Here is a 23368-nt window from a genome sequence, read left to right as displayed (position 1 = left end):
TGCTGCCGATACATGCTCGGGGCGTCGGCGGCGGGGCGTGCGAAGTCGATCCGGTGACCCGGATCGCCATAAGAAGTGTACGGGACCCGTGCGGTGCCGGGTGACGGCGATATCCACAACCCGTGGGTAGTCCCCAGTTCGCGTCCATGATCCACCGGATGCGGCGATTGGCGTCACCGTGGGTGACATGCGACGGCTTGGTGCGGTGTGGGCTCTTGCCCTGTGCGTTCTGATGTGTGTGGTGCGGGCCCCGGCCGCGGTGGCGGCCCCGGGATCCGAGGGCCGGTCATGGCCGGTGGCGGGCCCGGCGGGGGCGGCGCGGCCTGCGGTGCTGAGGGCGTGGCGCCCGCCGCCCGCGCCGTGGGCGGCGGGCCACCGCGGGGTCGATCTGGCGGCGCGGGCGGGGCAGCCGGTGCGGGCGGCGGGCGCGGGGCGGGTGAGCTTCGCGGGGCCGGTCGCGGGGCGCGGGGTGCTCACCATCGAGCTGTCCGGGACCGGAAAGCCCCCGCTGCGGACGTCCTACGAACCGGTGCGGGCCACGGTCGCCAGGGGCGCGCGGGTGGCGGCGGGGCAGGTGGTCGGGGTGGTGGAGGCGGGGCCGTTCCACTGCGCGGCGGGGTGTCTGCACTGGGGGCTGCGGCGCGGGGACCGCTATCTGGATCCGCTGTCGCTGCTGCCGCCGTCGATGCTGAGGGGCGGCCCGTCCCGGCTGCTGCCGGTCTTCGGCGTCCCGGCCGCCGGGGAGTCCGCGGCGGCGCCACCTCCGCGAATCGCCGGGTCGCGCCCGCTTCTGGCGGCGGCCGCCTCCCCCACCGGACCGTCGGGCCTGGTACCGGCCACGGCGCTGGCGGCCGCGGCCGCCTACGCCGGACGCCGCCTGCGCGCCCATGCCCGCTGGGCGCGCGGCGGCGGGACCTCGGGTGTCAGCCGCGCACGCCGTTCAGGACCATGGCGACCGCCGCCTCCGTGATGCGCTCGGGGTCCTCGGCGGCCCCCAGTTCGGTGCGGCGGACCGCGGCGTCCACGACGCCCTGCAGCAGCACCGCGGCCAGTCGGGGCTGCTGATGGCCGAGGGCACCGAGGGCGTCGACCACCATGCCGATCAGCCCGCCGTGGGCGGCGCGGATCTTCTCGCGCGCGCCCGCGTCCAGCTCACCAGCCGAGATCGCCACCACCGCACGGTGGCGGCGGTCGCCGACGAGGGCGAGTTGTCGGCGCACATACGCCTCGACCTTCGCCTCGGGCGTACCGGCCGCCTCCATGGCGGCCTCGACCTCGGCGGCCCAGACCGGGAAGTCGACGGCGCACAGCTCCTCGACCACAGCCGCGCGGGAACGGAAGTACTCATAGACGGACGAGCGGGCGAGGCCCGTGCGCTCGGCGAGTGCGGGGAAGGTCAACGCCTCCGTACCGCCCTCGGACAGCAAGGAGCGGGCGGCCTCCAGCAGGGCGCCGCGCTGCATCGTCCGGTGCTCGGCCACTGAGGCCGCTCGAATCCTGGGCACGCCACCACTGTACGGAGACGTCACGTTCACGTCACGGCGGCGGCGATCCCGGCGGGACGATTCAGCGTCCGACGTCGGCGAGTTTGGCGCGCAGCTGGAGCACGGATTTGGTGTGGATCTGGCTGACCCGGCTCTCGGTGACCCCGAGGACCTGGCCGATCTCGGCCAGGGTGAGCCCCTCGTAGTAGTAGAGCGTGACCACGGTCTTCTCCCGCTCCGGAAGGGTGTTGATGGCGCGGGCGAGCAGCCGGCGCAGCTCCCGGTCCTCGGCCACCTCGACCGGGTTGTCCGCGGCGGTGTCCTCCAGGGTGTCCATGAGGCTGAGCCGGTCGCCGCCCTCGCCGCCGACGTGCAGCAGCTCCTCCAGGGCGACCACGTTGGCCAGCGACAACTGGCTGAAGACCCCGTGCAGTTCGTCGACGCTGATGTCCATCTCGGCGGCGACCTCGGCCTCGCTGGGGGTGCGGCGCAGCGCCGCCTCCAGCGTGGCGTACGCCCGCTCGACCGCCCTGGCCTTCTGGCGGACCGAGCGCGGGATCCAGTCCAGCGCCCGCAGTTCGTCGATCATCGCACCGCGAATGCGGGTGATGGCATAGGTCTCGAACTTGATGGCGCGCTCGGGGTCGAACTTCTCGATGGCGTCGATGAGTCCGAAGACACCGGACGAGACGAAGTCGGCCTGCTCGACGTTGGAGGGCAGCCCGACGCTGACCCGCCCGGCCACGTATTTCACCAGGGGCGAGTAGTGCAGGATCAGCTGCTCCCGCAGCCGCCCGTCGCCCGTGGCTTTGTACGACCGCCACAGCTCGTCGAGCGAGGACGGTGCCGCGGGGCGCACCGCGCCGCGGGCAGCGGGCGGCGCCGCGCGGTCAGACCCGGAGATGTGCTGGGGCATTCGTCGCCTTGAGCCGTTCTGCCATGACATGGGTGAGGTCGTACGCTTCCACCGGAAACCTTGTGAGCGTAGCGTGACTGCGGCGTCGCGGTATGCGAAGGGCGTCGACTCGGCGGTCTGCGGATACGGTCATCGCCTCAACCCTTTCACCCGATTGCCCCGATTTGGGGGATCGCCTCGCCGTGTGCCGTCACTACGGCGTGCGGGCGGCGCCAACTGCCAGCGGTCGCCATGGCGTTCGACGAAACCCAGGGCGAGCAGTTCATAGAGCCGGCCCACGGCCTCCTCACAGCTCGTCCCGGAATCCCTGGCCACCTCACGTCCGTCGTTGCCGCCCTGTGCCGACAACGCTTCCAGCACCCGTGCCGTCACGGGATCGAGGAGGTCCCGCTCGACGAGGGGCCCTTCCCGGACAGGGGCGAGGTCCCCGATGGCGCCGATCAGCTCGGCGACTTCGTCGGCGTCGGTGACCAGGACGGCCTCGCCGCGCAGCAGTTCATGGACCCCCGCGGAGAGCCCGCTGGTGACCGGGCCGGGCACGCCCATGGTGGACCGGCCGAGCTGCTGTGCCCGGCGGGCGGTCACCAGCGATCCGCTGCGGTACTCGGCCTCGATGACGACCGTGCCCCGGGTGAGCGCGGCGATGACCCGGTTGCGCAGCACGAAGCGGCTGCGGGTGGGATGCGCGCCGGGCGGCAACTCGGCCAGTACCAGCCCCTGTTCCGCGATGCGCTCGATCAACTCGGCGTGCCCCCGCGGATAGGGGGTGTCCACGCCGGAGGCGAGCACGGCCACGGTGGCCCCGCCCACGGCGAGCGTCCCGCGGTGCGCCGCGCCGTCCACCCCCTGGGCCGCGCCGGAGACCACGACCCAGCCCCGCTCGGCGAGCCCGGCGCCCATCGTCGCCGCGACATGCGCGCCGTAGTCGCTGCAGGCGCGCGCCCCCACCACGGCGACCGAGCGCAGCGCCCACATGCGCAGCGACGCGGGGCCCCGCACCCATAACCCGACCGGGCGAGCGTCCCCCAGGTCGTCGAGCTGACCGGGCCACTCCATGTCCCCGGGGCAGATGAACCGCCCGCCCCGGGCGGCGATCAGGGCGAGGTCGGCCGCCGGGTCGAGCCCGGCGGCCCGCAGCGCGCATCCGGCCAGCCGGGACGGGCTCGCCCCGGGCGGCGGCTCGGCCTCCCCGGTGAGCGCCCGCCACAGACCGACCGGCCCCAGCCCGCGCAACCAGCGCCCCACCGCTTCGTCGCCGGGCTCCACGAGCCGGGTGAGGGCCGCGCGGGCCAACCGCTCCCCGTCGCCCACGCCCGGCCCGGGGTCCATGGCCGGTGACGGCCGGGGCGCCGCGACCCGGCCTCCCGCCGGGAAGGCGGCCATCAGCACTCCCCCGCGCCGACCGGCACCCCGCGGACCACTCCGGTGCGCAGCTGGAGGGCCTGGGCGACATCCGGCGCCAGCGGCCGGTCGTGCCCGGCGAGGTCGGCGACGGTCCAGGCGACCCGCAGCACCCGGTCCAAGCCACGGGCGGTGAGCAGCCCCCGCTCCATGTCGCGCTCGGCCTCCCGGAGCGCCCCGGGGCAGGCCTGCCAGCGGGTGCGCAGCTCATGGCCCGGCACCTCGCTGTTCAGCCGCCAGGGGGTGTCCGCGAGGCGCGCGGCGGCCCGCTCTCTGGCTTCGCGCACCCGGGCCGCGACCTCGGCGGTGCTCTCCGCCGTGCCGCGCGCCCCGGTCAGCTCGGCCCGGCTCACCGCCTCGACACGGACGCGCAGGTCGACCCGGTCGAGCAGCGGGCCGGACAGCCGCGACTGATAGCGGCGGACCGTCGAGGGCGAGCATTCACAGCCGTCCCCCAGCAGCCCGTGCCGCCCGCAGGGGCAGGGGTTGGCGGCCAGCATGAGGAGGAAGCGCGCGGGCATGCGCATCATGCCCGCCGAGCGGGCGACCACCACATGGCCCGATTCCAGCGGCTGCCGCAGGGCGTCCAGCGCCCGGCCGCTGAACTCCGGCGCCTCGTCCAGGAAGAGCAGCCCCCGGTGGGCGAGCGAGACCGCGCCCGGCCGTGGCAGCCCGTTCCCGCCGCCGACCAGGGCGGCCATGGTCGCCGAGTGGTGCGGCGCGCAGTACGGAGGTGCCTCCACCAGGGGCTGGCCCGGTGGCAGCACCCCGGCCACCGAGTGCACGGCGGTGACCTCCAGCGCCTCCTGCTGGGTGAGCGGCGGCAGCAGCCCGGGCAGCCGCTCGGCGAGCATGGTCTTGCCCGCGCCCGGCGGCCCGACGAGGAACAGATGGTGGCCCCCGGCGGCGGCGACCTCCAGCGTGGTGCGCGCGGCCCGCTGCCCGGCGACCTCGGCCAGATCGGGCCGCCCCGCCCCGGCCCCGGGGAGCGCGGCCACTCCGGTGCCCATGCCCGCGCCGGGCATCGTGAGCCCCGCCAGCATGGGATCGGGCCGCCCGGCCTCCAGCGGCTCGTCCTCCTCGGGGACCGGTTCGTCGGTGAGGACCGCGATCAGCTGGCGCAGGCTCCGCACGCCGAGCACCGAGACGCCCGGCACCAGAGATGCCTCGGCCGCGGTCTGCTCCGGGACGACGACCTGCCGGTATCCGGCCTCGGCGGCCGCGAGCACGGCGGGCAGCACCCCGCGCACCGGCCGGACCCGGCCGTCCAGGCCCAGCTCCCCGATCATCATCAGATCGGCGATCTCCCGTGGGTCGATGCGCTCGGCCGCGCCGAGCACCGCGCAGGCCACGGCCAGGTCGAAGCCGCTGCCGCCCTTGGGGACGGACGCCGGGCTGAGCCCGACCGTGAGCTTCTTCTGCGGCCAGGCGTCACCGGAATTGACCACGGCGGCGCGGACCCGGTCCCGGCTTTCCACCAGGGATTTGTCGGGCAGGCCGACCAGGGCGAAGGCGGCCACGCCGGGCTCCAGATCGGCCTGGACCTCGACCACCACGCCCTCGACCCCGACCAGGGCGACCGAGCAGGTGCGGGCGAACCCCATTCAGGCCACCCCCCGCAGGTGCTCGACCACGGGCCCGCCGCGCCGCGGCAGCACCACGCCCACCAGGTCAATCCGCACGCCCTCGGGCGGCGGCCCGCCGTGCCGCTCCAGCCAGCGCTCGGCGAGGCGGCGCAGCCGGTCGGCCTTGCCGGGCCTGACCGCCGCCGCCGGAGGTTCGTACCCCTCCGCGCGACGCGTCTTGACCTCGCAGACGACCAGCGCCCCGGCGTCCAGCGCGACAATGTCGATCTCGCCGTCCCGGCACCGCCAATTGCGCTGCAGGACGGTCATACCGGCCTCGGCCAGCCGACGCGCCGCCAGATCCTCGCCGTAGCGGCCCAATGCTCCCCGGGCGTTCATTCGGCACCACCTCCGGCACCGACTGTGACGCCCCCGCCCCGAATTCAGGGATCTTGGTGGATTTCTGTGGACGGCCCGCCGCCGGTGGAGAACTCAGCCACCCGGAAGAGTGAGTCAGCCACGGACGGCCGGGTCCGGAAGATCAGCCCCCCGGAAGGTCGAGGTCGCTCTTGTTCAGCTCCTCGATATTCACGTCCTTGAACGTGAGTACGCGTACCTGCTTGACGAACCGCGCCGGTCGGTACATGTCCCAGACCCAGGCGTCCGCCATCGACACCTCGAAGAAGACCTCACCCTGGACCGAGTGCACCTGCATCTCGTAGTCGTTGGTGAGATAGAAGCGGCGCTCGGTCTCGATCACGTATTTGAACAGACCGACGACATCGCGGTACTCCCGGTAGAGCTTCAGCTCCATCTCGGTCTCGTACTTCTCGAGGTCCTCGGCGCTCATGGCATGTTCCCCTTCAGCCGTGCGTCCCCCCATTGTGCGTCAGACGCGCTCAGTCTCCAGGATCACCGGTGTACTGGGCGGTCCCTGTTCCAGCAGCGTACGCAACAGTCCCACGAGCCGGGTCGGGTATACCGGCTCGGTCGCCCCGGCCAGCTCCTCCACCGTCCACCAGCGCAACCCGGTCATACTGCGCCGCTCCAGCTCCGTCAGCCCCTCGGGGCGCGTGGTGGTCTGCTCCGTACGGGCCAGGTAGTACCACTCGTCCTGGTCCCAGCGGCGGCCGTAGAACGGGAAGGAGCAGGTGCGCCGCCACAGCAGCGGGCCGAGCCGGACATCGGTGATCCCGGTCTCCTCCGCCAGCTCGCGCAGGGCGGCCTGCTCGCGGCTCTCGTCGCCCTCCAGCCCGCCGCCCGGGGTGAACCACCAGGTCAGCGAGGGGTCATCCGGTTCGAAGCCGTGCAGCAGCAGGATCCGGTCCTGGGGATCGAGCAGCACCACCCGGGCGACCTTCCGCAGCGGCGTCGCCTCCATACCGGCCTCGTCGGCCCCGTCAGCCATGCCAGTCCCGTCAGCCACTGGCCGCCACCTTCTCCCGCGTCTCGTCCCGCCGGGTGGTGCCGCCTCCCATCCGGCGCGCGACCGGTCCGTAGGCCGCGCCTCCCAGGATGAGCACGGCGCCGGTCAGGACCGAGACCAGGACGATCCGGAGCGGACCGGGCTGCGAGACCCCGCCCGGCAGTTCCTTGAACACCTCCGGGCGCCCCATCATGCCGAAGGCCCCCAGCGGCCAGGCGGTGGCGTCCACCCGGGCCGTCACGGCATCCGTGGGGACGGCTCCATGGCTGCTGTCGCCGAGGTGCACCCGGGAGTCGAGGGAGTCGCTGCGGTGGTCGCCCATGAGGAACAGGCGCCCCTTGGGCACGGTGGTGGAGAACCGGGTCATCGAGGCCGGTTCCTTGGCCTGCAGATACGGTTCTTCGAGGACCTTGCCGTCCACGGTGATGCGGTTCTGCTTGTCGCAGCACACGACCTTGTCACCGCCCACCCCGATGACCCGCTTCACCATCGGCAGGGCGCCCCAGATCTCGTCCTGGAAGACGACCACATCACCGCGGCGCACCTCACCGCCGTCGATGCGCTCCGCGAGCACCCGGTCGCCCTTGCCGATGGTCGGCGACATCGAGTCGGTCGGGACGCTGTACGGCTTGTAGAGCACCGCACCCCAGGCGAAGCCGCCCAGGAACAGCACACAGCCGACGGCCACCGCCAGCCCGGACAGCACGGCGCCCAGCCTGCTGCCCCCCGCCCCTCGGGCATCGCTCATTCCAGTGCTCCCACCGTGTCCAGCAGACATAGAAGGCCATGTTCCGCATGCCCCATGGCACGGGATCGCACCTTACCCGCGGTACGGGCGTCAGTCAGCCGTCCCCCGCACCTTCGCCGCCTGCCTGCGACGACGCCACAGCACGAGCGGCACCGCGCCCGCGAGCCCGAGCGCCGAGGGGGCCATGGAGGCCGCCGCGCTCAGCCCCGGCTGCTCGAAGGTGCCCGGGATCGACAGGGCGGACCAGCGGTTGATGGGCCAGGCGACCACGATCGCGCGCCCGACGACGTCGTCCACCGAGACCGTGCCGTTGTGCAAGTTCTGGTGGTAGCGGGAGTCCAGCGAGTCCTGGCGGTGGTCGCCCATCACCCAGATCCGGTCCTTGGGCACCTTGATCGGACCGAACGGCTTCTCGTCACACGGAGTGTTCCCGGGGAAGATGTACGGCTCGTCCAGCGGCTTGCCGTTGACCATCACCTTGCCGCCGCGCCGGCACGAGACCGTGTCCCCGCCGGTCGCGATCACTCGCTTGATCAGGTCCTTCTCATCGGCGGACGGCATCAGGCCGACGCGGCTCAGCGCCTCCTGGATGCCCTCGGCGATCGGGCCCGCGTCCTGCGTCTGGGTCTCGCCGAGCCAGCCGCCCGGGTCGTGGAAGACGACCACCTCGCCGCGCTCCGGCTTCGAGCCGAACCACGGAGTGAGCTTGTCCACCAGCACCCGGTCGCCCCGCTGCAGCGTGTTCTGCATCGAGTCGGACGGAATGGAGAAGGCTTGCACCAGGAAGGTCTTGATCAGCAGCGCCAGCACCAGCGCGATGAAGATCAGGATCGGCAGCTCCTTCCAGAAGGAGCGCACCTTCTTCCCCTTCGCGGGCCGCCGCCCGGCCCCGGCCGCCTTGCTCGCCTCCTCGGAGCCGGTCTCCCGCTCCGCGCCGGGCCCGGGCCCGGGCCCCGGACCAGGCGGTCCCGAAGGGCCGGAGGGCGGGGTGTCAGCCGGTCCGGCCTCGGGGGCGCCGCCCGGTGCCGGGGACGCCCCGGGCGCTTCCGGTGCCTGGTCCGCGGTCCCCTCTCCGCTCGTACCGGGCCGCCTCTCGGGCTCTTCGTGACCGGAGCGCGCTCCGACCGCCAAGTCCCCCACATTCACTCCTCACGCCGCTGCCGCCTGCTCCACGAACGGCGCAGGCCCACCACTCCCATAACGAGCGGGAGTTCCGCAGGGGTCGGGAGCTGGATCATTCCTTGCTGATCCATGGGGGACAGCCTATGCGGCGCACCGCTCACCTGTGTCGCCCCGCTCGGCGCGCCCGCCACGGACGCGTACGTTCCGGGCTCCTCCAGCTGCCGCATATGGCCGAACGGCCAGGCGATCACCACGGCCCGGCCCACCACGCTCTCATCCGCGACGGTGCCCTGGTACGCCTCGCCGAGGTGCACCCGGGAGTCCGCCGAGTTGGACCGGTGGTCGCCCATCATGAACATCCGCCCCGCGGGGACGGTCACCTTGAACTTGCGCTGCGACGGCGCGTTCCCCGGGTACAGATACGACTCGTTCAGCGGTGTCCCGTTGACCGTGACCCTGCCGTTCGTGTCACAGCATGCCACCGTGTCGCCGCCGACGGCGACCACCCGCTTGATCAGGTCCTGCTCGTCCGACGAGGGCAGCAGACCGATGAAGGTCAGGAACTCCTTGCCCTGCTTGATGACCGGCGGATCGTCCTTGGGCGGCTTCCGCTCGTCCTCGAGCCAGCCGCCGGGGTCCTTGAACACCACCACGTCCCCGCGGGTCGGCTTGGAGCCGAACCACGGGGTGAACTTGTCGACCAGCACCCGGTCGCCGATCTTGATCGTCTGCTCCATCGAGCCGGACGGGATCACGAACGCCTGGACCAGGAAGGTCTTGAGGACCAGCGCGATCACCAGCGCCACACCGATCAGGATCGGTATCTCCCGCACCGCGGAACGGCGTCTTCTGCGCTTGATCCGCTGCTGCACCCGGCGCCGCTCCGCGCGCGTGGCCAGCCGCCGCTGCCCCGGTTCGCGCTGCGGACCGTCGGGAGCGGGCGTGGGAGAGGGCGTGGGAGAGGGAGATGGCCCCGCCCGGCGGGTGCCGGAACGGGGGCGTCCGCGGTTACCCATGCGCACCACCGGGGACCGCCGCGCCCTGCGCACCGCCGGGTCCTGGGACGTGTGCGAAGGCCTCCGCGCCCCTGACGCGGGACCAGCGGCCGAACGGCCAGCCGATCCAGTCGGCCCGCCCGATCACCTGGTCCACGGGGACGGTGCCGCCGCCCGGCTCGCCGAGGTGGTCGCGGGAGTCCCGGGAGGCGCTGCGGTGGTCGCCCATCACCCACAGCCGCCCTTCGGGCACGACGGTGTCGAACGGCACCCGCGAGGCGCTGTCCCCGGGGTACAGATAGTCCTCGTTCACGGGCCGGCCGTTCACCTCGATCCTCCCCCGCTTGTCGCAGCAGACGACCCGGTCACCGCCGACGCCCACCACGCGCTTGATGTAGTCGGTCTCGGCGGGCTCGGCGAGACCGACCGCCGCGGCCGCCGTGCGCAGCGCACCGGTCACCGGGTTCCCGGACGGCCCCTCTCGCAGGAAGGAGCCGGTGCCGTCGAAGACGACAACGTCGCCACGGCGCGGATCGTCCCCGAAACGGTAGGCGAGCTTGTTCACCAGCACCCGGTCCCCCGGGCGCAGGGTGTTCTCCATCGAGCCGCTGGGGATCAGGAACGGCTGCACCACGAACCCGCTCACCAGCAGCACCAGCGCCATGGAGACGGCCGCGAGGAGCGCCGCCCGCCGCCACGGCGGCCGCTCCGGGGTATGCGAAGAGCGCGATCGCTCCTCGTGCTCCGGGTCGGAGCAGGAGGAGCGATCGCGCTCCGCGAGCCGTCCTTCGATGTCCATCGGGCCTGAGCCTATCCGGCCCGGCCGGGGCATCCGACGCTAGCTCAGTAGTCGCACAAAAGTCAGCGGGTGCGCTTCTCCTTGATCTTCGCGGCCTTGCCGCGGAGGTCACGCAGGTAGTACAGCTTCGCGCGGCGCACGTCACCGCGGGTGACGACCTCGATCTTCTCGACGATCGGGGTGTGCACCGGGAAGGTGCGCTCGACGCCGACGCTGAAGCTCACCTTGCGGACGGTGAAGGTCTCGCGCACGCCGGAGCCCTGGCGGCGGATGACGACGCCCTTGAACTGCTGGACACGCGAGCGGTTGCCCTCGATGACGCGGACGTGCACGTTGACCGTGTCGCCGGGGCGGAACGTCGGGATGTCGCTGCGCAGCGACGCGGAGTCGACGTTGTCGAGCAGGTGAGTCATGATCGTCTGCTTTCTTCGCTGATGCCACAGGTCATCAGCGGCATATCGGAATGTTGATTCGGAGTGCCGCCCTCATCGGGCGAGCGTCGGTCCCCCTGTGGCAGGGGCGCACACCCGGACGTACGGCAGCGGCCTATTCTTCCACGGGCCGGTCCGGCCGCCCAAATCGGGCCCGTCCCCCGGTTTCGCCCGCCCCGGGCAGCTCCTCCCAGCCGAGATCGGCCAGGAGCGCGCGGTCGTGCTTGTCGAGCGTCGCCGGGTCGCAGCGCTCGATCAGATCGGGGCGGTGGGCGCTGGTGCGGCGGAACGCCTCGTCCCTGCGCCACCGGGCGATCTTGCCGTGATGGCCGCTGACCAGCACCTCCGGGATGCCCCGGCCGCGCCACTCGGGGGGCTTGGTGTAGACGGGCCCCTCCAGCAGATCGGCCATCGCGCCGGGGGCGAAGGAGTCGTCCTGGTGCGACTCGGCGTTGCCCAGCACACCGGGCAGCAGCCGGGCGACGGCCTCCGTGATCACCAGGACCGCGGCCTCGCCGCCCGCCAGGACGTAGTCGCCGATGGAGACCTCGTGGATCTCCAGCCGCTCCCCGTACTCCTCGATCACCCGCCGGTCGATGCCCTCGTACCGCGCCGGTGCGAAGACCAGCCAGGGGCGCTCGGACAGCTCCACCGCGAGGGTCTGGGTGAACGGGCGGCCGCTCGGCGTGGGCACCACCAGGGTCGGCTTGGGCAGCCCCTCGCCCTCGCCCGACGCGATGACCGTATCCAGCGCCTCGCCCCACGGCTCGGGCTTCATGACCATGCCCGGGCCGCCGCCGTACGGGGTGTCGTCCACCGTGTTGTGCCGGTCGTGCGTCCAGGAGCGCAGGTCGTGCAGGCGGACGTCCAGTACGCCGCGGGCGCGGGCCTTGCCGACCAGCGAGACGTTCAACGGCTCCAGGTACTCCGGGAAGATCGTGATGACGTCGAGCCTCATGACGACGCGTCCTCACCGCCGGTGGCGATCTCCGCCTCGGCCTCGTCCAGCAGTCCCGGCGGCGGGTCGACGACCGCGCGCTGCTCCTCCAGATCGATCTCCGGCACCATCTCGGAGACGAACGGGATCATCACCTCGCCGCCGTCGGGCCGCTTCACGATCAGCAGGTCCTGGTACGGCAGGTGGGAGATCTCGGAGATCCGGCCGACCGCCGTGCCGTCCACGGTGACCACGTCGAGGTCGATCAGCTGGTGGTCGTAGAACTCCTCGGGGTCCTCCGGGACCTCCTCGGGATCGACCTCCGCGATGAGCAGGATGTTGCGCAGCGCCTCCGCGCCCGTACGGTCCCGCACCCCCTCGAAGCGCAGCAGCAGCCGGCCGCTGTGCACGCGGCCGGTCTCGATGGTCAGCGGTCCGGCCGAGGCGGGCTCGGTGGCCAGCACGGCGCCCGGGCCGAGCCTCAGCTCGGGCTCGTCCGTACGCACCTCGACGGTGACCTCGCCCTTGATGCCATGGGCACGGCCGATCCGCGCGACAACCAACTGCACGATGCATGTCCCTTTCACGCACACGGGCCGGGGACGGCCCAAAGCCCTCCCCGGCCCGTGCCGGTGCTCCTATTGATCGCCTCTCAGCTGACCTGATCCACGTCGACGAGGTCGACGCGGATGCCACGGCCGCCGATGGCGCCCACAACGGTGCGCAGCGCGCGGGCGGTGCGGCCGTTACGGCCGATCACCTTGCCCAGGTCATCGGGGTGCACCCGGACCTCGAGCACGCGTCCGCGACGCAGGTTGCGCGAGGCGACCTGCACGTCGTCGGGGTTGTCGACGATGCCCTTCACCAAATGCTCGAGGGCTTCCTCGAGCATCCTCAGGCCTCGGTCGACGCGGTGGACTCAGCGGCCTCGGCCGCCTCGTCCGACTTCTTCTCGGACTTCTTCGCCTTCGGGGTGATGGCCTCACCCTTCGGCTCGTCACCGGCGTCCTTGGCCGCGGCCTCGAACAGGGCGCGCTTGTCGGCCTTCGGCTCGGCGACCTTCATCGGGGCCGGGGCGGGCAGGCCCTTGAACTGCTGCCAGTCGCCGGTGACCTTCAGGATGGCGAGCACCGGCTCGGTCGGCTGGGCGCCGACCTTCAGCCAGTGCTGCACACGCTCAGAGTCGACCTCGATGCGCGAGGGGTTCTGCACCGGGTGGTACAGGCCGATCTCCTCGATCGCCCGGCCGTCACGGCGGGTGCGGGAGTCGGCGACGACGATGCGGTAGTGAGGCGAACGGATCTTGCCCAGACGCTTCAGCTTGATCTTGACTGCCACGGGAGTGGTGTCTCCTGGTCTTGACGTGGTTGAGCACTGCGAAGTGCCGCGTGGGGTTGCGGTACCCGAGTGCCCGATGGACGCGTCAGCCGGAGGAGAGAGGGGTCCTGGTCGACTGTCGAGTACAGCGGACCATTCTGCCACACCGTGGCAGGTCACCCGACCGCGGCCACCGCGTCCGGAATACGGAACGGCTTCCCGCAGCCGCCGCACATGATCGGCGCCTGGGCCAGCACCGACGGAACCACGCGAACGTTCCGCCCGCAGTCGCACACCGCCTTGACGCGGACGCCGCCCCCGGACGAACCGTGCCGTGCCGCGGGCCCGCGGAAGGCGCGGGAGGTCTCGGCCGCGGTCGCGACGGTGTGCGCCTTGAGGGCGCGGTGCAGCCGGTCGATCGTGGTCCGGTAGCGCTTTCTCGCCTCGGGACTGAGGGTGACCAGCGAGAAGCCACTGCTGGGATGCGGTTCCTCGGAGTGGTCGAGACCCAGCTCCTCGGCGATCGCCAGGAACCGGCGGTTGTGGTAGCGGCCGGCGCGCGAGGTATCACGGACACCGCGGGCGGCGGCGATGCCGTGGACTGCCTCGTGCAGCAGCCGTTCGAAGGAGAGCTCGGCGCCACATGCGGACGACGACTCTCCGATCAGCGATTCGGGCGCGGCTAGATCTGGCAGCTCGGGGTGGTGCCGTTGAATGTCGGCCCACGCCTGTGCCAGCTCTGCGGCGAGTACAGGTGGTGTCGTGCTCACGTCGTGCTAACGAGCAGGAGCCGCCCGGTGTTCCGATTCCGGGGCATCTCAAATAATTTGCACGTACCAGTCAGTTCAGCGCTGATGCGTCGCGACGAGGGCGGGTGCGCACATGCATGGATGAGCCGCCCACGGCGCACCAAGGCGGTACGTACCGCCATGTACGGCCCGGCCCGTAGACACCGGACCCGCGGCGGGCCCGTACACCGCCGGGAGGGCCCGTGCACCGTCGGCACCGGCTCACCGGTCCCGCGCCCTCAGTAGGCGCGTGCCACGAAGGCGACGTTACCTGGCGCGTCATCAGCGTCCGGCACCGCCCCGTCCTCGGCGACCAGACACCGTACGGACACCGCCCGCTCGGCGAGCGCGGCCTCGCCCTCCGGGCCTAGATCGGCCCACCGGATCCGCGCCCAGCCGCCCGCGGCCGCCGCCTCCGCGGCCTCCTCCACGGTCCGCGCCTCCACCGTGCGCGCCGCGCGGCGCTCCCGCGCCTGGCGCAGCAGCAGCGCCTGGTCCTCCTCCAGCGCCTTCGGCACCGCCTCGGCCAGCAGGTCGGCGCGCACCGGTTCCTTGCCGCCCGGAACGCGCCGGGCGAGGGTGGCGGTCCCGGCCGCCAGGTCGCGCGGGCCGATCTCGACGCGCACCGGTACGCCCCGCAGCTCCCAGTCGACGGCGCGGCGGCCGAAGGGGACGTCGGTGCGGTCGTCGACCTGGACCCGCACTCCCGCCGCCGCCAGCCGGTCAGCGGTCTCGCGGACCGCGGCGAGCACCGCGTCGTCGCCCTTGACCGCGAGGACGACGGCCTGGACGGGGGCCAGCCGGGGCGGCAGCCGCAGCCCGTCGTCGTCGCCGTGCATCATCACCAGCGCGCCGACCAGGCGGGTCGTACTGCCCCAGGAGGTCTGCCAGACCAGCTCCTGCTCGCCGTCCCGGGACAGATAGCGGGTGTTGAAGGCGCGCGCGAAGTTCTGCCCCAGCTCATGGCTGGTGCCCAGCTGCAGCGCCTTGCCGTCGCCCATCATCCCTTCCAGGGTGAGGGTGTTGACGGCGCCCGCGAAGCGCTCCCGGTCGGTCTTGCGCCCCAGGACGACGTCCATGGCGAGCACGTTCTCCATGAAGTCGGCGTAGACGTCGCGGTGGATGCGGGCGGCGAACTCGCGGGCGTCCTCGTACGTGGCGTGCGCGGTGTGGCCCTCCTGCCAGAGGAATTCGGTCGTCCGCAGGAACAGCCGGGGCCGCAGCTCCCAACGCACCACATTGGCCCACTGGTTGATCAGCAGCGGCAGATCGCGGTAGCTCCGCACCCACTTCGAGAAGTACTCGTTGACGATCGTCTCGGAGGTGGGCCGGACCACCACCGGCTCCTCCAGCTCCTTGCCGCCGCCGTGGGTGACGACCGCGAGTTCGGGCGCGAAGCCCTCGACGTGCTCGGCCTCCCGGGTCAGATACGACTGCGGGATGAAGAGGGGGAAGTAGGCGTTCTGGACACCCGCCGCCTTGATCCGGGCGTCCAGATCGCCCTGCATCCGCTCCCACAGCCCGTATCCGTACGGTCGGATGACCATGGTGCCGCGCACCGGACCGTTCTCGGCCAGCTCGGCCTTGCTGATCACATCCTGGTACCAACGCGGAAAATCCACCGCACGTGGGGTGAGAACGGGTGCTTTGACCATGGCGCCGATCGTACGGCGGCGGCGCGGCGAGCCGCGGCGATTTTCTCCCGGGGCGGGGCGGGGGCGCCTGGGGAGCGGGGCGAACGCGAGGGTGCGTGGGGGCGCACGGAGGGGGCACGCAAGCACGGCCGTGAAAGCTCTGGACGCGGGGACGGATGCGGAGTTCTCTGGCATACGGGGGTGGGACGCGACGAGCGGGTGCCCTGTGGAAGAGCCCGGCACAATCCACACGGCACCCTCTGGCGCACAACGGCGGATCTGACGACGGCACTGCTCTTCGCTGATTGGGGCCCTTTCGATGACATCTACGCTCGTACGGCGGCGCCACCCGCACCCCTCCCCACCGCGCACGGCGGACCCACGCGCCCGCGCCCGCGACTGGGCGGAGATCCAGGAACGGATGCTGGTGCCGCTGTACGAGGCCGTGTACGAACGGCTGGACGTCGGCACCGGCACACGGCTGCTGGGCCTGGGCTGCGGCTCGGGGCTCGCCCTGCTCATGGCGGCCGGGCGCGGCGCCGACGTCTGCGGGGTCGACACGGACGAGCCGCGCCTCGCGCTGGCGCGGGAGCGGCTGGGCGGCCCGGTGCGGCTGGGGCCCGGCGGTCCGGAGTCGGCGTGCGCGCGGGAGGCGGCGGCGACCGCGCGCTTCTCGGTCGTGACCGCCTTCGAGCCACTGCCCGCCCCGGCGGCGGGCGGCCCCGGCGGGCCCGGCGCGGCGGCCTCCTCGCTCACGGCGGCCGCGGCGCTCGCCGAGCGCGGCGGCGCGGTGGTGCTGGCCGGGTGGGGTCCGCCGGAGCGGTGCGCCACCTCGTCGGTGCTGCGGGTGGGGGCCCGGCTCGCCGACCCGATGTGCGCCCCGGCGCGCTGGCGGCCGTGCGGCCGGGACGACCTGGAGACGCTGGCCGAGCGGGCCGGGCTGCGGCCGGACGGATCGGGGCGGGTGGCCTGCCCGTTCGGGTACGCCGACCTGGACAGCGCGGTGCGCGGACTGCTCTCTACGGGGCTGTTCGACGCGGCGGAGCGGGCGACCGATCCGACGCAGGTGCGCAAGGAGATAGCGGAGGCGCTGCATCCGTATCAGCGTCCGGACGGGACGGTGTGGATGCCGAACGTATTGCGGTATCTGATCGCCCGGGTGTGAGGGTGCGGGCGTAACCCATTCGTACACACGCTCGTTGGAGCTCACGTCCGGAGATAACGCGATCTGCTCTCCGCCATCGCGGAGGTGATCCGGGCAACCAGCGGTGCGGCAACCCGATGAAGCGCCGCTCCCCGCCGCTCTGCGGGGTGCTCTTGGGTGGGGCGCACGTGCGCCCCACCCAAGAGCCTCACTTCGGGGGAAGGAAGTTCTTGAACTCCTGCGGCAATTCGAAGTCCTCCGCACCCTGACCACCAGGTGCGCCGAACGCGCCGCCTTGCTGGCCTGACGCCTTGCGCTCGGCAGCCTCCCGCTCCTGCTGCGCCCTCTTGAGCGGGTTGCCCGAGCGCTGCTTGCCCTTGACCTTCTTCTGCGGCTTGCCCTTGCGCTTGGTGGCGCCACCGCCGGGCATGCCCGGCATCCCGGGCATCCCCGGCATGCCGCCGCCCTGGGCCATCTTCGACATCATCTTGCGCGCTTCGAAGAACCGCTCCACCAGGTTCTTGACCGCGCTCACCTCGACGCCGGAACCCCGGGCGATACGGGCGCGGCGGGAGCCGTTGATGATGTTCGGGTCCTGGCGCTCGCCCGGCGTCATCGACTTGATGATCGCGGCCGTGCGGTCCACGTCCCGCTCGTCCAGATTGTTGATCTGGTCCTTCATCTGGCCCATGCCCGGCAGCATGCCGAGCAGCTTGGAGATGGAGCCCATCTTGCGGACCTGCTCCATCTGCGCCAGGAAGTCGTCGAGCGTGAACTCCTTGGGGCCCTTCGCCAGCTTGGCCGCCATCTTCTCGGCCTCTTGCTGGCTGAAGGTCTGCTCGGCCTTCTCGATGAGGCTGAGCATGTCGCCCATGCCGAGGATGCGGGACGCCATGCGGTCCGGGTGGAACGCGTCGAAGTCGTCCAGCTTCTCGCCGTTGGAGGCGAACATGATCTGACGGCCGGTGACATGCGCGATGGACAGCGCGGCACCGCCGCGCGCGTCGCCGTCGAGCTTGGAGAGCACCACGCCGTCGAAGCCGACGCCGTCGCGGAACGCCTCGGCGGTGTTCACCGCGTCCTGGCCGATCATCGCGTCGACGACGAACAGGACCTCGTCCGGGCTGACCGCGTCGCGGATATCCGCGGCCTGACGCATCAGCTCCTCGTCGATGCCGAGGCGGCCGGCGGTGTCGACGATCACGACGTCGTGCTGCTTGGTGTTGGCGAACTCGACGGAGTCCTTGGCGACCTTCACCGGGTCGCCGACGCCGTTGCCCGGCTCCGGCGCGAACACCGCGACGCCCGCGCGCTCGGCGACCACCGAGAGCTGGTTGACGGCGTTGGGGCGCTGGAGGTCACACGCGACGAGCAGCGGCGCGTGGCCCTGGCCCTTCAGCCAGCGGCCGAGCTTTCCGGCGAGCGTCGTCTTACCGGCGCCCTGCAGGCCCGCGAGCATGATGACCGTCGGGGGCTGCTTGGCGAAGCGGAGGCGGCGGGCGTCGCCGCCGAGGATGCCGATCAGCTCCTCGTTGACGATCTTGATGACCTGCTGGGCCGGGTTCAGCGCCTGGGAGACCTCGGCGCCGAGGCTGCGCTCCTTGACCTGCTTGATGAACGCCCGTACGACGGGCAGCGCGACGTCCGCCTCGAGCAGGGCGATCCGGATCTCGCGTGCCGTCGCGTCGATGTCCGCCTCGCTGAGGCGGCCCTTGCCCCGGAGGTTCTTGAAAGTCGCTGCGAGGCGATCGGAGAGGGTATCGAACACGGTGGTCGCGAATCCTTCGGTCGGATGTCGGGTCGGCGGTCGGCCTCCAAGGGTATCCGCACGCCGAGGTAACGGTCTGCCCCCGGGCGCACGACGCGGCATTCCCCCACCCCGCCCCTTCCCGAACCGGGGCCCCGCCCCGGACCCCGCTCCTCAATCGCCGGAGGGGCTGGAGGCGGGGCACATCCGCCCCGGACCCGACACCTCAAACACCGCAGGGCCAGGGACAAGGGCGTCTCCGCCCCCAGGTCCCCAGCCGCTCAAACACCGCAGGGGCTGGGGTGGGGCACCTTCACCCCAGGGCCCGCTCCTCAATCGCCGGAGGGCTGGAGGTGGGGTATCCCCGCCCCGCACCCGACTCCCCAAACACCGGAGCGGCTGGGGGCTGGGGCGTCTCCGCCCCGGGGTCCCCGGCCGCTCAAACGCCGCAGGGGCTGGAGGTCAGGTATCCCCGCCCCGGAACCGACTTCTCAAACGGCGCAGGGGCGGGGGCAGGGCGTCTCTGCTCCGGGGTGCGCGGCTGCGCGGCGTCGGGGAGGCCGGTGGCCGAACGGCGGACAGCGGTGGGGGCCTAGCGCAGGGTCTGCTCTACCTCTTGGGCCAGCTCCGCGGCGCGCATGGGGGACAGCGGGGCGCCCGAGGGGTCCGTGACGTAGAACGCATCGACCGCGTTCGCGCCCAGCGTGCTGACGTGGGCGCTGCGGACCGTCACACCGGACGCCTCCAGGGCGCGGCCGATGCGGTGGAGGAGGCCGGGGACGTCCTGGGCGCGGACCTCGATCACGGTGGCGAGCTGTGAGCTGCCGGGCGCGACCGTCACCCGTGGGGGCGGGGCGTGGACGCCGCGGCGGCGCGGGTACTTGCGGTAGGCGGCCTCGCGCTCGGCGAGCCGGGCGACGATGTCGAGCGAGCCGTCCAGCGCCCGGAGCAGATCGTTCCGCAGCCGCGCGGCCTGCGGCAGCGATCCGTATTCGGCGGCTACCCGCCAGCTCAGAAGCAGGACGCCGCCGGGCTTGTCCGTGCCGTCCAGCTCCGACGGCAGCTCCACGGCGCGCAGGTCGGCCGCCCGGACCGTGAGCCGGTGCAGGGCCAGCACCCCGGCGGCCGCGGCCAGCACTCCGGACTGGTCGGGGACGGCGATCAGCAACTCGACGCCGATCGGTTCCGGTTCCGTCGCCGAGTCACTGGACGGCAGCGCTTCCGACCTCGCGTGCAGGGCCAGCACCGGGCCGCCGGTGCGGCACGCCTCGATCGCGAGCCGTTCCTGCTCGGCGGTGATCTGCTGCGGGTCGTCCGGGTCCGCCGCGGGCTCGCCCGCGAGGACGGCGGCGACCCGCTTGACCAGGTCGGCGACGAGCGCGCCGCGCCAGGCGCTCCACGCCGCTGGCCCGGTGGCCAGCGCGTCGGCCTCGGTGAGGGCGTGCAGCAACTCCAGGGTGGCGGGGGCGCGGACCGCCTCGGCGACCGAGCGCACGGTGGCCGGGTCGTCCAGGTCGCGACGGGTGGCGGTCTCGACGAGGAGCAGATGGTGACGTACGAGGGTGGCGAGGACGGACACATCGGCGCGGTCGAAGCCGATCCGGGCGGCCATGTCCCGGACGATGGTCTCCCCCACCACCGAGTGGTCGCCGGGCCAGCCCTTGCCGATGTCGTGCAGCAGCGCGGCGACCAGCAGCAGGTCGGGGCGGCCGACGCGGCGGCTGAGGGCGCTGGCGCGCACCGCGGTCTCCACGAGATGGCGGTCGACGGTCCAGCGGTGCACGGGGTTGCGCTGCGGGCGGCAGCGCACCCGCTCCCAGTCCGGCAGCAGCCGGGTGATCAGGCCCTCGGCCTCCAGCGCCTCCCAGACCGGGACGGTGGACTCGCCCGCGCCCAGCAGGGTGACCAGTTCCTCCCGGGCCTCCGGCGGCCACGGCACCGGCAGCGGGCCCGAGGCGGCGGACAGCCGCCGTACGGCGTGCAGCGAGAGCGGAAGACCGGCCTGGGCGGCGGCCGCGGCGGCCCGCAGGGGGAGCACGGGGTCGCGCTCGGGGCGCGCGGCGCGGGCGAGCACCACCTCGCCGTCCTGTTCGACGACGCCCTCGGCGAGCGGGCTGCGCTCCCCCGGCGTCTGCCCGGTGCCGGAGCCCCCGCGGCCGCGGCCGCCGAGCAGTCCGCGCAGCCTCGGGCGGCTCGCCGAGCGGGCGCGCAGCACCCGGTCGACCTCGCGCCAGGTGACATCGCTCGCGTACGCGATGGTGCGGGCCGACTCGTAGACCTGGCGCAGCAGGGCGTCGGCGTCCATCAGCCCGACCGCCACCGCGATCTGGTCCTGTTCCTGGAGGGACAGCCGGTCGGTGGCCCGGCCGGTGGCCAGGTGGAGCGCGTCGCGGGTGTCCAGCAGCAGCCGCCGGGCCTCGTCCAGGCCCTCGCGGGGCGCGTCGGCGAGCCAGGAGGCGGCGATGGCGCGCAGCGCGGTGGCGTCGCGCAGCCCGCCGCGAGCCTCTTTCACGTCGGGTTCGAGCAGGTACTGCAGCTCGCCGTGGCGCTCGGCACGCTCCTGGCACAGCTCGCGCAGCTCGGGCAGGCGCTTCGGGGCCTGGGCGCGCCAGTCCGCGAAGACGGAGGTGCGCAGGCCCGCGGTGAGGGCGGCGTCTCCCGCGAGATGGCGGGCGTCCAGCAGGCCGAGCTGGACCTTCAGATCCTCGGCGGCGGTCTTGCGGGCCTCGCCGGGGGTGCGTACGGAGTGGTCGAGGGCCAGCCCCATGTCCCAGACGGGGTACCAGACGTGGTCGGCCAGCGCGGCGAGGGCCGAGGGGTCGGCGGAGCCGTCGTGCAGCAGGACGACGTCGAGGTCGCTGCGCGGGGACAGTTCGCCGCGTCCGTATCCGCCGACCGCCACCAGCGCGACGCCCTCCGTGATCCCGGAGGTCTCGGCGCCGCCGGTGAGCAGCGCGGCCAGCCACTGGTCGGTGAGTCCGGCCAGCGCGCTACGGCGCGGCGGCCCGGACCGCGACTCCTCCTGGAGGAGCCGCAGCCGGGCCGCCGCGTAGCCGCCGGGGCCCGAGTCGGTGGTCGTCTCTGTCGTTGCCTCGACGCGTTCCATCAACTCGGCTGCTCCCTGTCAGCTGGACATGCGCTTGCTGGATGCCTCACGGCTGCTGTCACAGCGCGTCCGGGCCCCGTTCGCCGGTCCTGACCCGGACCGCGGTCTCGACGGGGACGCTCCAGACCTTGCCGTCCCCGATCTTTCCGGTGCGGGCGGCCTTGACCACGACCTCGATGAGGTCGTCGGCTTCCTCGTCCTCGGCCAGCACCTCGATGCGGACCTTGGGCACCAGGTCGACGGTGTACTCCGCGCCCCGGTAGACCTCGGTGTGGCCGCGCTGGCGCCCGTAGCCGCTGGCCTCGGTGACGGTCAGGCCCTGCACGCCGAACGCCTGGAGGGCTTCCTTGATCTCGTCGAGCCGGTGCGGCTTCACAACCGCCGTGATGAGCTTCACGCGTCCACCTTCTTCGGGTCCTTCTTGGCGTCCTTCTTCTTCGCCTCACCGGCCGCCGAGTGCGCCGCCGCCTGGAGGCCGCCGAGGGAGGTGCCGCCGCCCGCGCCCGCGAAGTCGTACGCCGTCTCGGCGTGCTCGACCTGGTCGATCCCGGCGACCTCGTCGTCCTCGTCCACCCGGAAGCCCATGACCAGGTCGACGACCTTGGCCAGGATCGCGGAGACGATCAGGGAGTAGGCGAGGACCGCGAAGGCACCGGCGGCCTGCTTGCCGAGCTGGCTGGCGTCGCCGCCGTAGAACAGGCCCTTGGCCTCGCTCTGCACCCGGCCGGTGGCGAAGAGGCCGATGAGCAGCGAGCCGATGAGGCCGCCGACCATGTGGACGCCGATGACGTCGAGCGAGTCGTCGTAGCCGAACTTGTACTTCAGGCCGACCGCCATGGCGCAGACGACACCGGCGATGACGCCGATCGCGATCGCGCCGAGCGGGCTGACCGCGCCGCAGGCCGGGGTGATCGCGACGAGTCCGGAGACCGCGCCGGAGGCGGCGCCGAGGGTGGTGAAGGAGCCGTGCCGGATCTTCTCGTACGCGAGCCAGCCGAGCATCGCGGAGGCGGTGGCGACCTGGGTGTTGGTGAAGGCGGCCGCGGTGACGCCGTCGGCGCCGAGCCAGGAGCCGCCGTTGAAGCCGAACCAGCCGAACCACAGCAGACCGGCGCCGAGCATGACCAGCGGCAGGCTGTGCGGCCGCATCGGGTCCTTCTTGAAGCCGACCCGCTTGCCGATGACGAGGATCACGCCGAGCGCGGCGGCGCCCGCGTTGATGTGGACGGCGGTACCACCCGCGAAGTCGATCACGCCGAGCTTGAAGGCCCAGCCGTCGGCGGCCCACACCCAGTGCGCGACCGGGAAGTAGACGACCGTCGCCCACAGGGCGATGAACACCGCCCAGGCGGTGAACTTCACGCGGTCCGCGAGGGCGCCGCTGATCAGCGCCGGGGTGATGATCGCGAACATCATCTGGAACAGGGCGAAGACATAGATCGGAATCGTGTAGCCGGGCCACAGCTCGGTCAGCCCGATGTTGTGCATGCCCAGCCAGTCGAAGCCGCCGAACAGGTCATTGCCCTGGTCGAACGCGACGCTGAAGCCGTAGAGGACCCACAGGACGGTGACGATGCCGATGCTGATGAAGCTCATCATCAGCATGTTCAGCACGCTTTTGACGCGGACCATGCCGCCGTAGAAGAAGGCAAGGCCGGGCGTCATGATCAGGACCAGCGCGGCGCACAGCAGCATGAACCCGGTGTTGGCCGCGCTGAGTGCGTCATCGGGCGTGATCTTGTCCGCGGCAAGCGTCGTGATGCCCACTGGCATCGGCGTCTCCTCGCTGTCGAAACGGCCCGTGCGGG

The 23368-nt window shown here is 72.5% G+C and carries 23 protein-coding genes and 1 pseudogene; 2 read left to right on the top strand and 22 right to left on the bottom strand.

Annotated features, from left to right (window positions below):
• Nucleotides 1–187: 187 nt before the first annotated feature.
• The gene (locus ACFV9T_RS13290; protein ID WP_385439418.1) at nucleotides 188–970 is read left to right on the top strand and encodes a M23 family metallopeptidase; all 783 of its coding nucleotides are present in this window, start codon (nucleotides 188–190) and stop codon (nucleotides 968–970) included.
• Here ACFV9T_RS13290 and ACFV9T_RS13285 read toward each other — a convergent pair.
• The 18 genes and pseudogenes from ACFV9T_RS13285 to proS form a co-directional block, all read right to left on the bottom strand.
• Nucleotides 924–1463, bottom strand: a complete 540-nt coding sequence (locus ACFV9T_RS13285) for a TetR/AcrR family transcriptional regulator (RefSeq protein ID WP_385439613.1) — start codon at nucleotides 1461–1463, stop codon at nucleotides 924–926. The two genes, ACFV9T_RS13290 and ACFV9T_RS13285, sit on opposite strands and share 47 nt — an antisense overlap.
• A 103-nt stretch (nucleotides 1464–1566) precedes the next feature.
• The gene (gene whiG, locus ACFV9T_RS13280) at nucleotides 1567–2400 is read right to left on the bottom strand and encodes an RNA polymerase sigma factor WhiG (RefSeq protein WP_358621081.1); all 834 of its coding nucleotides are present in this window, start codon (nucleotides 2398–2400) and stop codon (nucleotides 1567–1569) included.
• 129 nt (nucleotides 2401–2529) lie between these two features.
• Entirely contained in the window at nucleotides 2530–3783 is a 1254-nt protein-coding gene (gene dprA / locus ACFV9T_RS13275; RefSeq protein WP_385439415.1) for a DNA-processing protein DprA, read from the bottom strand.
• Nucleotides 3783–5405 carry a YifB family Mg chelatase-like AAA ATPase gene (locus ACFV9T_RS13270; protein WP_385439412.1) on the bottom strand — a complete coding sequence of 541 codons (1623 nt, stop codon included), beginning with the start codon at nucleotides 5403–5405 and terminating at the stop codon, nucleotides 3783–3785. Before ACFV9T_RS13270 ends, dprA begins: the two co-directional genes overlap by 1 nt.
• Nucleotides 5406–5765 carry a YraN family protein gene (locus ACFV9T_RS13265; RefSeq protein WP_385439411.1) on the bottom strand — a complete coding sequence of 120 codons (360 nt, stop codon included), beginning with the start codon at nucleotides 5763–5765 and terminating at the stop codon, nucleotides 5406–5408.
• A 142-nt stretch (nucleotides 5766–5907) separates the two neighbouring features.
• On the bottom strand, nucleotides 5908–6216 hold the full coding sequence (locus ACFV9T_RS13260; RefSeq protein ID WP_009714730.1) for a DUF2469 domain-containing protein: 309 nt from the start codon (nucleotides 6214–6216) through the stop codon (nucleotides 5908–5910).
• A gap of 39 nt (nucleotides 6217–6255) precedes the next feature.
• Nucleotides 6256–6774: an NUDIX hydrolase gene (locus ACFV9T_RS13255; protein ID WP_385439611.1), complete on the bottom strand. Its 519-nt coding sequence runs from the start codon at nucleotides 6772–6774 to the stop codon at nucleotides 6256–6258.
• 10 nt (nucleotides 6775–6784) lie between these two features.
• Entirely contained in the window at nucleotides 6785–7540 is a 756-nt protein-coding gene (lepB, locus tag ACFV9T_RS13250; RefSeq protein WP_385439410.1) for a signal peptidase I, read from the bottom strand.
• Between the two features lie 90 nt (nucleotides 7541–7630).
• Nucleotides 7631–8671 carry a signal peptidase I gene (gene lepB / locus ACFV9T_RS13245; RefSeq protein ID WP_385439409.1) on the bottom strand — a complete coding sequence of 347 codons (1041 nt, stop codon included), beginning with the start codon at nucleotides 8669–8671 and terminating at the stop codon, nucleotides 7631–7633.
• Nucleotides 8571–9678: pseudogene (lepB, locus tag ACFV9T_RS13240) on the bottom strand (signal peptidase I); the annotation flags it as partial. The gene lepB (ACFV9T_RS13245) and the pseudogene lepB (ACFV9T_RS13240), both read right to left, overlap by 101 nt.
• A complete protein-coding gene (gene lepB, locus ACFV9T_RS13235; RefSeq protein ID WP_385439408.1) occupies nucleotides 9671–10456 on the bottom strand; it encodes a signal peptidase I in 786 nt (261 codons plus the stop codon). The pseudogene lepB (ACFV9T_RS13240) and the gene lepB (ACFV9T_RS13235), both read right to left, overlap by 8 nt.
• 62 nt (nucleotides 10457–10518) lie before the next feature.
• Nucleotides 10519–10869: a 50S ribosomal protein L19 gene (rplS, locus tag ACFV9T_RS13230; protein WP_055557941.1), complete on the bottom strand. Its 351-nt coding sequence runs from the start codon at nucleotides 10867–10869 to the stop codon at nucleotides 10519–10521.
• A 133-nt stretch (nucleotides 10870–11002) separates the two neighbouring features.
• Nucleotides 11003–11845 (bottom strand): tRNA (guanosine(37)-N1)-methyltransferase TrmD, encoded by an 843-nt coding sequence (trmD, locus tag ACFV9T_RS13225; protein ID WP_385439407.1) that lies wholly within the window; start codon nucleotides 11843–11845, stop codon nucleotides 11003–11005.
• Complete coding sequence (rimM, locus tag ACFV9T_RS13220; protein WP_385439405.1) at nucleotides 11842–12393, bottom strand: ribosome maturation factor RimM; 552 nt, start codon at nucleotides 12391–12393, stop codon at nucleotides 11842–11844. Before rimM ends, trmD begins: the two co-directional genes overlap by 4 nt.
• 83 nt (nucleotides 12394–12476) lie before the next feature.
• On the bottom strand, nucleotides 12477–12716 hold the full coding sequence (locus ACFV9T_RS13215) for an RNA-binding protein (RefSeq protein ID WP_003958958.1): 240 nt from the start codon (nucleotides 12714–12716) through the stop codon (nucleotides 12477–12479).
• Between the two features lie 2 nt (nucleotides 12717–12718).
• Entirely contained in the window at nucleotides 12719–13162 is a 444-nt protein-coding gene (gene rpsP / locus ACFV9T_RS13210) for a 30S ribosomal protein S16 (RefSeq protein WP_385439403.1), read from the bottom strand.
• 155 nt (nucleotides 13163–13317) lie between these two features.
• Nucleotides 13318–13911: a hypothetical protein gene (locus tag ACFV9T_RS13205; protein WP_009714740.1), complete on the bottom strand. Its 594-nt coding sequence runs from the start codon at nucleotides 13909–13911 to the stop codon at nucleotides 13318–13320.
• Between the two features lie 257 nt (nucleotides 13912–14168).
• A complete protein-coding gene (proS, locus tag ACFV9T_RS13200; protein WP_385439401.1) occupies nucleotides 14169–15584 on the bottom strand; it encodes a proline--tRNA ligase in 1416 nt (471 codons plus the stop codon).
• Nucleotides 15585–15882: 298 nt separating this feature from the next.
• Here proS and ACFV9T_RS13195 point away from each other — a divergent pair, with 298 nt between their 5' ends.
• On the top strand, nucleotides 15883–16728 hold the full coding sequence (locus ACFV9T_RS13195) for an SAM-dependent methyltransferase (protein ID WP_385439399.1): 846 nt from the start codon (nucleotides 15883–15885) through the stop codon (nucleotides 16726–16728).
• A gap of 187 nt (nucleotides 16729–16915) precedes the next feature.
• Here ACFV9T_RS13195 and ffh read toward each other — a convergent pair whose 3' ends face one another.
• The 4 genes from ffh to ACFV9T_RS13175 all read right to left on the bottom strand — a co-directional run bounded on the left by ffh (nucleotide 16916) and on the right by ACFV9T_RS13175 (nucleotide 23333).
• On the bottom strand, nucleotides 16916–18475 hold the full coding sequence (ffh, locus tag ACFV9T_RS13190; RefSeq protein WP_385439397.1) for a signal recognition particle protein: 1560 nt from the start codon (nucleotides 18473–18475) through the stop codon (nucleotides 16916–16918).
• Between the two features lie 571 nt (nucleotides 18476–19046).
• Nucleotides 19047–21560, bottom strand: a complete 2514-nt coding sequence (locus ACFV9T_RS13185; protein ID WP_385439395.1) for a [protein-PII] uridylyltransferase — start codon at nucleotides 21558–21560, stop codon at nucleotides 19047–19049.
• 58 nt (nucleotides 21561–21618) lie between these two features.
• Nucleotides 21619–21957, bottom strand: a complete 339-nt coding sequence (locus tag ACFV9T_RS13180; RefSeq protein WP_358621118.1) for a P-II family nitrogen regulator — start codon at nucleotides 21955–21957, stop codon at nucleotides 21619–21621.
• Nucleotides 21954–23333 (bottom strand): ammonium transporter, encoded by a 1380-nt coding sequence (locus tag ACFV9T_RS13175; protein ID WP_385439393.1) that lies wholly within the window; start codon nucleotides 23331–23333, stop codon nucleotides 21954–21956. The genes ACFV9T_RS13180 and ACFV9T_RS13175 overlap by 4 nt, the downstream gene beginning before the upstream one ends.
• Nucleotides 23334–23368 lie beyond the last annotated feature (35 nt).

Origin of the sequence: Streptomyces sp. NPDC059850, from assembly GCF_042731515.1 — a bacterium.
GTDB lineage: Bacteria > Actinomycetota > Actinomycetes > Streptomycetales > Streptomycetaceae > Streptomyces.
Note: the sequence above shows the minus strand (reverse complement) of the source record. Positions and strands in the feature narration are given on the sequence as shown.